Here is a 12,660-nt window from a genome sequence, read left to right as displayed (position 1 = left end):
ATAGAATCGCACCTCTTTTCCGTAGGATCGCCACTCCATCATTTGGCAAATCAGCCTTTATAATGAGGATGCATGTCCGTGAAAGGAGGATCGCCAAGCAGCAATCATCCCGCAAAGAAGGTGATGGCAGCCCAACAATTGAAAGCGCTTCGAATCAGGGATCCACGGATTTGGCCGACCTATTATTCAGTCGTATTCAAGCGATTATGCCGCGAACCAAACGAACCCGAGGAGGACTATAATGCATATCCGCACTAAATATATGAATTGGCTGTTGGTGCTCGTCCTGATCGCCGCCGGCTTCTTCCAGGCTGCCGGCCCGATCGCCCCTGCAACCGCCGCAGGAGGCGCGAACCTGACGCTCGGCAAAACCGTCACCGCCAGCGGCCAGTCGCAGACGTACAGCCCCGACAATGTCAAGGACAGCAATCAGGGAACTTATTGGGAAAGCACGAACAACGCCTTCCCGCAGTGGATCCAAGTCGACCTTGGCTCCAGCACGAGCATCGACCAGATCGTCCTCAAGCTTCCGTCCGGATGGGAGACCCGTACGCAGACGCTCTCGATCCAGGGCAGCGCGAACGGCTCGACGTTCACGAACATCGTCGGATCGGCGGGGTATGCATTCAATCCATCCGTCGCCGGCAACAGCGTCACGATCAACTTCAGCGCCGCCAGCACCCGTTACGTCCGCCTGAATTTCACGGCCAATACGGGCTGGCCTGCAGGCCAGCTGTCGGAGCTTGAGATTTACGGGGCGACGGCCCCAACGCCTACCCCAACGCCAACGCCTACCCCAACACCAACGCCAACGCCAACGCCGACACCGACACCGACACCGACACCTACGGCAACCCCTACTCCTTCGGCGACGCCGACGCCGACTCCGGCGGGCGGCAACATCGCCTTGGGGAAATCGATTACTGCTTCTTCCAGCACGCAGACCTACGTAGCCGCGAATGCGAATGACAACAATACATCCACCTATTGGGAGGGAGGCGGCAACCCAAGCACGCTGACCCTCGATTTCGGCTCCAACCAGAGCATCACCTCCGTCGTGCTGAAGCTGAATCCGGCTTCGGAATGGGGAACTCGCACGCAGACGATCCAAGTGCTTGGAGCGGATCAGAACGCCGGCTCCTTCAGCAATCTCGTCTCGGCCCAGTCCTATACGTTCAATCCCGCAACCGGCAATAGCGTGACGATTCCGGTCACCGCTACGGTCAAGCGCCTCCAGCTGAACATCACGTCGAACTCCGGCGCTCCGGCCGGCCAGATCGCCGAGTTTCAAGTGTTCGGCACGCCCGCGCCTAATCCGGACTTGACCATTACCGGCATGTCATGGACTCCGGCCTCTCCGGTTGAGAGCGGCGACATTACGCTGAACGCCGTCGTCAAGAACATCGGGACTGCAGCCGCTGGCGCCACGACGGTCAATTTCTACCTGAACAACGAGCTCGCCGGCACCGCGCCGGTAGGAGCGCTTGCGGCAGGAGCTTCTGTGAATGTATCGGTCAACGCAGGCGCCAAAGCAGCCGCAACGTACGCGGTAAGCGCCAAGGTCGACGAGAGCAACGCCGTCATCGAGCAGAATGAAGGCAACAACAGCTACGCGAACCCCACTAATCTCGTCGTAGCTCCTGTGTCCAGCTCCGACCTCGTCGCCACGACGTCATGGTCGCCGGGCACGCCGTCGCAGGGAGCGGCGGTCGCCTTTACCGTCGCCCTCAAAAACCAGGGCACGCTGGCTTCCGCCGGCGGAGCCCATCCCGTAACCGTCGTTCTGAAAAACTCCGCCGGAGCGACGCTCCAAACCTTTACGGGCACCTACACAGGTTCCCTTGCAGCAGGCGCGTCCACGAACATCAGCGTGGGCAGCTGGACCGCTGCGAGCGGCACTTATGCCGTCTCGACGACTGTAGCCGCTGACGGCAACGAAATTCCGGCCAAGCAAAGCAACAATACGAGCAATGCGAGCCTCACGGTCTACTCGGCGCGCGGCGCAAGCATGCCGTACAGCCGGTACGACACGGAGGATGCGGTGCTCGGCGGCGGAGCTGTCCTGAAAACGGCGCCGACGTTCGATCAATCGCTGATCGCTTCCGAGGCATCGGGACAGAAATACGCCGCTCTTCCGTCCAATGGCTCCAGCCTGCAGTGGACCGTCCGTCAAGGACAAGGCGGAGCAGGCGTCACGATGCGCTTCACGATGCCCGACACCAGCGACGGCATGGGCCAGAACGGCTCGCTCGACGTCTATGTCAACGGAACCAAAGCCAAAACAGTGCCGCTGACCTCCTACTACAGCTGGCAGTATTTCTCCGGCGACATGCCGGCGGACGCTCCGGGCGGAGGCAGGCCGCTCTTCCGTTTCGACGAAGTCCACTTCAAGCTGGATGCCGCACTGAAGCCGGGAGACACGATCCGCGTCCAGAAGGGCGGAGACAGCCTGGAGTACGGCGTCGACTTCATCGAGATCGAGCCGATTCCGGCAGCCGTCGCCCGTCCTGCCAATTCGGTGTCCGTCACCGAATACGGAGCTGTCGCGAATGACGGCAAGGATGATCTCGCCGCCTTCAAGGCAGCCGTGACCGCAGCGGCAGCGGCAGGAAAAACCCTCTATATTCCGGAAGGCACCTTCCATCTGAGCAGCATGTGGGAGATCGGCTCGGCCGCGAACATGATCGACAACTTCACGGTTACCGGCGCAGGCATCTGGTATACGAACATCCAGTTCACGAATCCCAACGCATCGGGAGGCGGCATCTCCCTGAGAATCAAAGGAAAGCTTGATTTCAGCAACATCTACATGAACTCCAACCTGCGTTCCCGCTACGGCCAGAATGCCGTCTACAAAGGCTTCATGGACAACTTCGGAGCCAATTCGACGATCCATGACGTATGGGTCGAGCATTTCGAATGCGGCATGTGGGTCGGCGACTATGCCCATACTCCAGCGATCTATGCGAGCGGCCTTGTCGTGGAGAACAGCCGCATCCGCAACAACCTTGCCGACGGCATCAACTTCGCGCAGGGAACGAGCAATTCGACCGTCCGCAACAGCAGCATCCGCAACAACGGCGACGACGGACTGGCCGTCTGGACGAGCAACACGAACGGCGCTCCCGCCGGCGTGAACAACACCTTCTCCTACAACACGATCGAGAACAACTGGCGCGCGGCAGCCATCGCCTTCTTCGGCGGCAGCGGCCACAAAGCGGACCACAACTACATCATCGACTGTGTCGGCGGCTCCGGCATCCGGATGAATACGGTGTTCCCTGGCTACCATTTCCAAAACAACACCGGCATCACCTTCTCGGATACAACGATCATCAACAGCGGCACAAGCCAGGATCTGTACAACGGCGAGCGCGGAGCGATTGATCTGGAAGCTTCCAACGACGCGATCAAAAACGTCACCTTCACCAACATCGACATCATCAATGCCCAGCGCGACGGCGTCCAGATCGGCTACGGCGGCGGCTTCGAGAACATCGTGTTCAACAACATCACGATCGACGGCACCGGCCGCGACGGGGTGTCGACATCCCGCTTCTCGGGACCTCACCTTGGCGCAGCCATCTATACGTACACGGGCAACGGATCGGCGACGTTCAACAACCTGGTGACCCGGAACATCGCTTATGCAGGCGGCAACTACATCCAGAGCGGATTCAACCTGACGATCAAATAAGCCGCAAAAAAGGAGGCTCTGCGGAGCTTCCTTTTTTTGCTTGTTCGCAGCGGGATGAGGGATAATGCATCTGAGAGAGGCCGGCATCGGCTAATGTAAAGTGAAGGAGAGAGGTCTATGAAAGAAAAGTTCAGTCCTTCTCTGATCGAAAGAATGGAGAGCGCGGAGCGGAGGGAGCAGCTGCCTCCCGGCTTGCTGCTCCAAGCTCTGAAGATCGGGAGTGACATGACGGTGCTGGATGTCGGGGCAGGAACGGGCTACTTCTCCTTTCCGGCCGCAACCCTTACAAGCGGGCAAGTTGTCGCGGCTGACCCGCAAGCGGAGATGATCGGCTACATGCAGGCCAAGGCGGCGGAAGAACAGGTCCATAATCTTCAGCCGGTGCTGGCGTCCGCAGAACGGCTGCCGCTCCCGGACCGATCCGTCGACCGGGCGATCGCCTCGCTGGTGCTTCACGTGACCGATACGGTCGAACAGCCCGTCCAGGAGCTGGCCCGTGTGATGAAGCCCGGAGGCCTGCTGTTCATCCTCGAATGGATGAAGAAGGAGGATGAAGCCCGGGTTCCGCCTCCGAGCCGGGTCGAGCCGCAGGAGATGGAGGAGCTGCTGATCCGATACGGCTTCAAGACCGTCAGGCTCGACTATCCGACGGATAGGCATTACCGGATGATCTCGGAAAGGGAGATGGACCGGTAAGCAAGGTCTTTTATTTCCCTATGCGGAGAGCCGAATCTTGCATGGCAGGCGGCGCCACGACGCCCCGCATCGGGCGGTCGGGAGGGGGTCAGCCGTCTGCAAGGAAGCGAATGTTCCGTTGAAAGAGCCGTGTCGGAAGGCGCGGCTCCTCATTTTCGCATCCAAATGCGGATAAGGACTTGAATTTCTTTGAATACAGACATAAACGGATCTATTCAAATATAAACGGATGTGATAGAGTGGTCATATACACAATATCAAAACATTCCGGAGGTCAATATGATCGAAAACAAATGGAATTCAGAAGAAGCCGGGCAATGCGGAAGCACGCTTGAGGAGCTTGTCTACCGGTCCAATCTCATCGGTTCCGACCGCCGGGTATGCAACTGGGGCGGAGGCAACACTTCCAGCAAGACGGTCGTCAAGGATTTCCGCGGCCGCGACGTGGAAGTCATGTACGTCAAAGGAAGCGGCTCCGATCTGGCGACGATGAAGGCGAACAACTTCACCGGCCTTCGTCTGGAGGATATCCGCCCGTTGATGGAGCAGGAGGACATGAGCGACGAGGAGATGGTCTCTTACCTGTCCCATTGCATGATCGACGCCTCTCATCCGCGCGCATCCATCGAGACGCTTCTGCATGCGTTCCTGCCGTTCAGGCATGTCGACCATACCCATCCGGATTCCATCATCAGCATCTGCTGCGCCGACAACGGCAAGGAAATCGCCAAGGAGATCTTTGGCAGCCGATTTGTATGGGTGCCTTACATCCGCCCCGGCTTCCGCCTGTCCAAGCTGATTGCCGAAGGCGTCCGCAGCAATCCCGACGCCGAGCTCGTCCTGATGGAGAAGCATGGCCTCGTCACCTGGGGAGAGACGGCGGAAGCCAGCTACGCCAAAACGATCGAAATCATCGATGAGGCGGCCGCATTCATCGAGGCACGCGTGGATGAAGGTAAGCTGTTCGGCGGCGCGGAGCACGAAGCCTTGCCGCAGGAGCAGCGCCGCGCCGCGGCGGCGGCGGTCATGCCGCTCATCCGCGGAGCTGTCGGCGATTCCCGCAAGATGCTGCTGGCCTTCGACGATGCCGACGATGTGCTTCAGTTCGCAGGCGGCCGGGATGCTTCTAGGCTGTCGCAGGTCGGCGCCGCCTGCCCCGATCACCTCGTCCACACGAAGGTTGTCCCGCTTTATGTAGACTGGACCCCTGATCCCAACGACATCGACGGACTCAAGGCCAAGCTGAAGGAAGGAATCGGAGCTTACAAGGAGGAGTACAAAGCGTACTTCGAGCGCAACAAGAGCGAGGGCGACGTCATGTTCGAAGCGGCTCCGCGCGTCATCCTGATTCCAGGCGTAGGCATGATCAATACGGGCAAAAGCAGGGCGAACGCCGAAATCAGCGGAGCGCTCTACCATCGCGCGATCGCCGTCATGCGCGGCGCGGCGGCTCTTGGCGGCTTCGTATCGCTGAGCGAGGAAGAATCCTTTCAGGTCGAATACTGGCCTTTGGAGCTGTACAAACTGTCGCTGGCGCCGCCAGAGGCCGAATTTTCCCGCAAGATCGCCTTCATCACCGGCGGAGCCGGCGGCATCGGCAGCGAGACGGCCCGCAGGCTGGCGGGCGAAGGCGCGCATGTCGTGCTGGCCGACCTCAACCTGGAGGGAGCGGCCGCGATCGCGGAAGAAATCAACGACGTCCACGGTGCTGGACGGGCGATCGCGGTCAAGATGGACGTGACGAGCGAAGAAGCCGTCATGGCAGCCTATGCGAAGACGGCGCTTGCCTACGGCGGCGTGGACATTATCGTCAACAACGCAGGTCTGGCGACGTCGAGCCCGTTCGACGAAACGACGCTGAAGGAATGGAATCTCAATCTGAATGTCCTCGGCACGGGCTACTTCCTTGTCGCCCGCGAGGCGTTCAAGCTGATGAAGGAGCAGGACATCGGCGGCAGCATGGTGTTCGTCGGCTCCAAGAACTCGGTCTATGCAGGCAAAAACGCTTCCGCCTACAGCGCGGCCAAAGCGCTGGAAGCCCATCTGGCGCGCTGCATCGCAGCCGAAGGCGGCAGCCACGGCATTCGCGTCAACACGATCCTGCCCGACGCGATCCTGCAAGGGTCGGCGATCTGGAATTCCGGCTGGAGAAACGAGCGCGCGGCCGCGTACGGCATCGAGCCGGATGAGCTGGAGGAGTACTACCGCAAGCGGACGACTCTCCTGGTGAACATCTATCCGCGCGACATCGCGGAGGGGATCGCTTTCTTCGCCTCCTCCAAATCGGAAAAAACGACTGGCTGCATGCTGACCGTCGACGGCGGCGTGCCCGCTGCATTCACAAGATAAGGAGGCCAAGCGATGACGACCATACCAACGGAAACAACCGAAGCTTACGAAGCGGCAAGGAAATTGTACGCCAGGCATGGAATCGATACGGATTCCGTTCTCGAAGAGCTGGAGAAGGTCAAAATCTCCGTGCATTGCTGGCAAGGAGACGACGTGCGCGGCTTCCTCTTCCGGGACCGGGATCTCAGCGGCGGCATCTCCGTCACCGGAAGCCATCCGGGAGCCGCCCGGACGGCGGAGGAGCTGCGGGCGGATATGGAGCTTGCGTTCTCGCTCATTCCGGGCAAGCACAAGGTCAATCTGCACGCGATCTACGCGGATACCGACGAGCAGGTCGACCTGGACGGGCTGGAGCCGCGCCATTTCCAGAAGTGGGTCGTCTGGGCCAAGGAGCAGGGACTGGGACTGGACTTCAATCCGACTTGCTTCTCCCATGACAACTCCGCCGACGGCTTCACGCTCAGCCATTCCGATCCGGCCATCCGCCGGTTCTGGATCGAGCACTGCAAGGCATCGCGCCGCATCGGCGCTTCCTTCGGCGAGCAGCTCGGCCAGCCATGCGTGACGAACATCTGGGTGCCCGACGGCTACAAGGATGTTCCGGTCGACCGGCTGTCCCCGCGCCGCCGGCTGAAGGAGTCGCTGGATGAGATTTTCGCGGAGGACATCGATCCCGCCCATAACCTGGATGCCGTCGAGAGCAAGCTGTTCGGCCTCGGCTCGGAAGCCTATGTCGTCGGCTCGCATGAGTTCTACATGGGCTATGGAATGACGAGCGGCAAGCTGATCTGCCTCGATGCCGGCCATTTCCATCCGACGGAGGTCATCTCCGGCAAGCTGTCCGCGCTGAGCCTGTTCACCAGCGGAATCCTGCTCCATGTCAGCCGCCCGATGCGCTGGGACAGCGACCATGTCGTCGTTCTCGACGACGAGCTGCTGGAGATCGGCCGCGAGCTTGTTCGCGGCGGCCTTCTGGATACGACCCATATCGGACTCGATTTCTTCGATGCCAGCATCAATCGCGTCGCGGCTTGGGTCATCGGAACCCGCAATACGATCAAATCGCTGCTGCGCGCCAAGCTGGAGCCGGTCGAGCAGCTCAAGGCGGCCGAACTTGAAGGCGATTACACGACCCGGCTTGCGCTGACGGAAGAGCTCAAGAGCTATCCGCATGGAGCGGTCTGGGACTACTACTGCGCTACCCGGGGCGTTCCCGTTCGCGAGCAGTGGCTCGATGAAGTCAAATCCTATGAGCGGCAGGTTCTGCTGAACCGGGGCTGAAGAGAGGGGGGGCAGCGATGTCGGATATTCTCGCCTTCGACCTCGGAGCGGGCAGCGGCAGGGCAATCGCCGGGCGCATCCGCGGCGGCCGCATCGAGACGACAGAGATCCACCGCTTCCGGAACGAACCGGTCTTAGTTGCCGGACGGCTGCACTGGAATCTGCTCGGACTGCATCAGGAGATCAAGAACGGGCTTCGCAAGACGCTGCGGCAAGGGATTCCGGTGTCCAGCCTCGCCATCGACTCCTGGGCGGTGGACTTCGGCTTCATCGGAGCGGACGGGGCTCTGCTGGGCAATCCGCTGCATTACCGGGATGAAGGGACGCTCGGGATGATGGACGAGGTGACGAGCCTCGTCTCCGCACAGGAAATCTTCTCCCGCACGGGCATCCAGTTCCAGCCCTTCAACACCATCTATCAGCTGTACGGACTGGTCCGCCGGCAGTCTCCGCAGCTGGCAGCTGCGGAGCGGATGCTGATGATTCCGGAGCTGCTGCGTTATTTCCTCACCGGAGAAGCCGTGGGAGAATTCACCACCTGCAGCACGACCCAATTGTTCAATCCGTCCACGATGGATTGGGACGGGGAGCTTATCGCCAAGCTCGGCTTGTCGCCGTCCTGGTTCGGCCGCGTGGCGCAGCCGGGCTCGGCGGCGGGCAGCCTGCAAGCTTCCGTCCGCAAGGAGCTCGGCGCCGGTCCTATCGCCGTCTTTACCGCCGCGGAGCATGACACCGCATCGGCCGTCGTGGCCGTGCCTTCGCTGCAGCGGAATTTCGCCTATCTCAGCTGCGGCACCTGGTCGCTGCTCGGGACGGAGCTCGATGCCCCGATCTTAAGCGAGGAAGCACGCAGCCTCAACTTCACCAACGAAGGCGGCGCCTGCGGCACCTTCCGGCTCCTCAAGAACATCATGGGCCTGTGGCTGCTGCAGGAATCGCGGAGGGAGTGGGAACGGGCCGGACTGCCGCTGGAGTTCCCGGAGCTGGTGTGCATGGCGGCGGAGTCGATGCCTTTCGCCTCGCTCATCGACCCGGATGCGCCGTCGTTTCTGCCTCCCGGCGACATGCCGGGGCGGATCCGCGCATACTGCGAGGCGACCGGACAGAGAGCCCCTCGCGGACCCGGGGCGACGGCCCGCTGCATTCTGGAGAGCTTGGCGCTCAAGTACCGCCAGGTTCTGGAGCAGACCGAGCAGCTGTCCGGACAGGCGTTCGACGGCTTGCATATGGTCGGCGGCGGCATCCACAACGAGCTGCTCTGCCAATGGACGGCGAATGCAATCGGGCGGCCGGTCTGGGCGGGCCCTGCGGAAGGCAGCGCCATCGGCAATCTGGCCGTGCAATGGATCGCCTCCGGCGAGCTGGGCGGCCTCGGCGAAGCCCGCGGCCTGATCCGGGATTCGTTCCCGGTCCAGGTCTACGAGCCTCGGGACCCGGAGGCCTGGGACGAAGCCTTCGGCAGGTTCAAGGCCCTGATCGGCTAGAGAAGGGTCGTTCGAGATCAAAAAAGAAGATCGAACCCGCCTCAAGCCAAACGAATAAAAATCGATGGGATCTGGAGAAGCGTCAGCGTTCGTTCTTGAAGACGGATTCCCCCCAGAGAGGGGCGGATCCACCAAACCGTCTTCAGCAGCGATCGGAGGACGCCTCCATTCTCGAGTCAAGAAGGAGGGGATTCAGATGAAAGTTTCGCTGTTCATCACCTGTCTCAGCGACGCGCTCTTCCCGCGCGCCGGAGAAGCGATGGTCAGGCTGCTCGCCCGCTGCGGCGTCCAGCTCGACTTCCCGACCGTGCAGACCTGCTGCGGCCAGCCCGCTTACAACAGCGGGTATTGGGAGGAGGCGCGGGCGACGGCGCGGACGATTCTGGATGCTTTCGAGGACAGCGACTTCGTCGTGTCTCCGTCCGGCTCCTGCACGTATATGGTCCACCATTATCCGGAGCTGTTCAAAGACGAGCCCGCCTATCGGGACAAAGCCCGCGCGCTGGAGCGCAAGACGTTCGAATTCACCCAGTTTCTCGTCCAAGTGCTCGGAATCACGGATCTCGGCGCCGAATTCCCCCACAAAGTAACGTATCATCCCTCCTGCCACGGCAGCCGCCTGCTCGGCATCAAGGACGAGCCGATGGAGCTGCTGAGCAATGTCAAAGGGCTGGACTTCGTTCCGCTGCCCTATGCCCAGGACTGCTGCGGCTTCGGAGGCACGTTCGCCGTTAAGATGGGCAATATCTCCGGCGCGATGGTGACGGAGAAGGCCGATCATGTGCTGGAATCGGAGGCCGAGGTGCTCGTAGGGCTCGATCTGGCCTGCCTGATGAACATTGCCGGCAATCTCCGCTACCGCGGCGAGCCGGTGCGGGTCATGCATCTGGCGGAGCTGCTGGACGAGGGGGTGCGAGCGGGATGAAGGCGGTCAAATCAAGCGTCAAGGAAAGAGCGGATGCCGCGCTGGGAGACGAGTTCCTCCGCAATGCGGTCAAGTTCACGACCGAAAGGCTGCGCAGCGGCAAGCTGCTGGCATCGGAGGAGCACGGCAATTGGGAGTTGTGGCGGGAGCGCGGGCGCCAGATCCGGCTCCATACGGTCGCTCATCTGGATTACTACCTGGAGCGGTTCGTTGCGAACGCCAGGCTGAACGGCGCGCATGTCCACTTCGCCTCCGATTCCGCCGAAGCCGTCCAGCTTGCGCTTGCGGTGGCTGCCAGCAAGAAAGCGCGCAGCGTCGTCAAATCCAAGTCGATGGTGACCGAGGAGCTCCATCTCAACCACGCGCTGGAGGAGCAGGGCATCGAAGCGATCGAGACCGATCTCGGCGAGTACATCATCCAGCTGGCGGGGGAGACTCCGTCGCATATCATCATTCCCGCCATCCACAAGAACAGGCATCAGATCGCCGAGCTGCTGTCCAAGGAAGCGGGCCGCACGCTGGAGCCGGATACTGCGGTTCTGGCCGGCTTCGTGCGGCAGAAGCTGCGCGATAAATTCCTGGAGGCCGATATCGGCATGACGGGCTGCAATTTCGCCGTCGCGGAGACCGGCTCGATCGTGCTGTTCGAGAACGAGGGCAATGCGCGCATGGTCAGCACCGTGCCGAAAACACAGATCACGCTGATGGGCATGGAGCGGATAGTGCCGTCCTGGGACGATCTCGAGGTGATGGCGACGCTGCTGCCGCGCTCCGCGACCGGGCAGAAGCTGACCGTCTACATGTCCGGCATCAGCGGGCCGAGGCGGGACGAAGATGCTGACGGTCCCGAGGAGATGCATGTCATCATCGTGGACAACGGCCGCTCGAACCAGCTCGGCGATCCGGAATTCCAGGAGCTGCTCAACTGCATCCGCTGCGGCGCCTGCCTCAACGCCTGTCCGGTCTACCGCCATATCGGCGGACACGCCTACGGCGGCACCTACAGCGGCCCGATCGGCGCTGTGCTTGCTCCTTCGCTCAACCGCAACGTGGCGGAGTGGGACGACATCGCCAACGCCTCTAGCCTGTGCGGAGCCTGTTACGAAGCCTGTCCGGTGAAAATACCTCTGCATGACATGCTTGTCTATCTGCGCAGACGCAAGGTGGAAAGCGGACATGGCAGCAAGGCGGAAGCGATCGGCATGAAAGGCTTCGCCGCCGTCGCGGGCGGCTCGGGCCGAATGGGCGCCGCGCTGAAGCTCGGCAAGATCGGCCAGAAGCTCATTGCCAAGGACGGAGGCATCCGAATCCGGCTTGGACCGCTCAAGGACTGGAATGCTTTCCGGGTGACGCCGGCCTTGCCTAGCCGCTCGTTCAGGGACGACTGGGGAAGAATCCGCAAGGAAGCGGAGCAGGCTCCGATTTTCGCGGAAGCGGATGTGCAGCAGCGGATGCGGGATTACCTTCATTTCCGGGACGAAGGGAAGGATGGACATGGCTGAAACGCATAAGCAGCTTCTGGAACGGCTCGAGATGCAGTCGCGCCGCAAGCAGGAGAAATTTTTCGGCATGATCGCCGGCCGGATGGGGCGCGGCCGGCTGACCGAGCCGCCGGAGCATCCGTACAAGGGAGCACCCGACTTCTGGAACGGCCTGGAATGGACGGCTCAGGAGAAGATCGAAAGGTTCGTCTCGCAGTTCATCTCCGTTGGCGGGCATGCCGCCTATGTATCGACGGAGGCCGAAGCCGGCGCTTACATCGCCGCCAAGGCCATGGAAATGAAAGCCCGGACGCTGCTCCGGCAAAATCAGCCGGGTCTGGATCGGCTCTCCCTGGAGGCTCGCCTGCCTCATACGGATATCCAAGTGTGGAACAGCCGCGAGCGGGAGGACTGGAAGGCAGTCGCGGCCGCGGCCGATTTTGGCGTCGTGGAAGCGGACTACGGAGCGGCCTATACGGGCTCCGTCATCGTCCTGTCGGACGGCGGCAAGGGCAGATCGGTCAGTCTGCTGCCGGCCGTGCTCATCGTCCTCATGCCTCTGAGCCGGCTGTTTACGAGAATGGGCGAGGTGCTGGAGAAGGTTGCCACCGGGGGGCGGGAAGGGATGCCGGCCGGCATGCATTTCATCTCGGGTCCGAGCCGCTCGGCCGACATCGAGAACGACCTCACGATCGGCGTGCACGGTCCCGGCATCGTCCATGTATTGATCTGCGGAGACCGATAGAA

The 12,660-nt window shown here is 61.5% G+C and carries 8 protein-coding genes; all 8 read left to right on the top strand.

Annotation, left to right across the window (positions count from 1 at the left end):
• The first annotated feature begins 241 nt into the window (after window positions 1-241).
• The gene (locus CIC07_RS12715; protein WP_234992911.1) at window positions 242-3,697 is read left to right on the top strand and encodes a discoidin domain-containing protein; all 3,456 of its coding nucleotides are present in this window, start codon (window positions 242-244) and stop codon (window positions 3,695-3,697) included.
• A 117-nt stretch (window positions 3,698-3,814) separates the two neighbouring features.
• The gene (locus tag CIC07_RS12710; RefSeq protein ID WP_076355774.1) at window positions 3,815-4,393 is read left to right on the top strand and encodes a class I SAM-dependent methyltransferase; all 579 of its coding nucleotides are present in this window, start codon (window positions 3,815-3,817) and stop codon (window positions 4,391-4,393) included.
• 279 nt (window positions 4,394-4,672) lie between these two features.
• Window positions 4,673-6,742: a bifunctional aldolase/short-chain dehydrogenase gene (locus tag CIC07_RS12705; protein WP_076355776.1), complete on the top strand. Its 2,070-nt coding sequence runs from the start codon at window positions 4,673-4,675 to the stop codon at window positions 6,740-6,742.
• Between the two features lie 12 nt (window positions 6,743-6,754).
• Window positions 6,755-8,023 carry an L-rhamnose isomerase gene (gene rhaA / locus CIC07_RS12700; protein WP_076355778.1) on the top strand — a complete coding sequence of 423 codons (1,269 nt, stop codon included), beginning with the start codon at window positions 6,755-6,757 and terminating at the stop codon, window positions 8,021-8,023.
• Window positions 8,024-8,040: 17 nt separating this feature from the next.
• On the top strand, window positions 8,041-9,507 hold the full coding sequence (locus CIC07_RS12695) for a rhamnulokinase (RefSeq protein ID WP_076355780.1): 1,467 nt from the start codon (window positions 8,041-8,043) through the stop codon (window positions 9,505-9,507).
• 196 nt (window positions 9,508-9,703) lie between these two features.
• Window positions 9,704-10,432 carry a (Fe-S)-binding protein gene (locus CIC07_RS12690; protein WP_076355782.1) on the top strand — a complete coding sequence of 243 codons (729 nt, stop codon included), beginning with the start codon at window positions 9,704-9,706 and terminating at the stop codon, window positions 10,430-10,432.
• Entirely contained in the window at window positions 10,429-11,934 is a 1,506-nt protein-coding gene (locus tag CIC07_RS12685; protein WP_076355784.1) for a LutB/LldF family L-lactate oxidation iron-sulfur protein, read from the top strand. Before CIC07_RS12690 ends, CIC07_RS12685 begins: the two co-directional genes overlap by 4 nt.
• Window positions 11,927-12,658, top strand: coding sequence for a LutC/YkgG family protein (locus CIC07_RS12680; RefSeq protein WP_076355786.1), 732 nt, complete (start codon window positions 11,927-11,929; stop codon window positions 12,656-12,658). The genes CIC07_RS12685 and CIC07_RS12680 overlap by 8 nt, the downstream gene beginning before the upstream one ends.
• The last annotated feature ends 2 nt before the right edge of the window (window positions 12,659-12,660 follow it).

Origin of the sequence: Paenibacillus sp. RUD330, assembly GCF_002243345.2 — a bacterium.
Taxonomy (GTDB): Bacteria; Bacillota; Bacilli; order Paenibacillales; family Paenibacillaceae; genus Paenibacillus_O.
The sequence above is the reverse complement of the archived record's forward strand: the minus strand, read 5'-3'. Positions and strand labels throughout refer to the sequence as shown.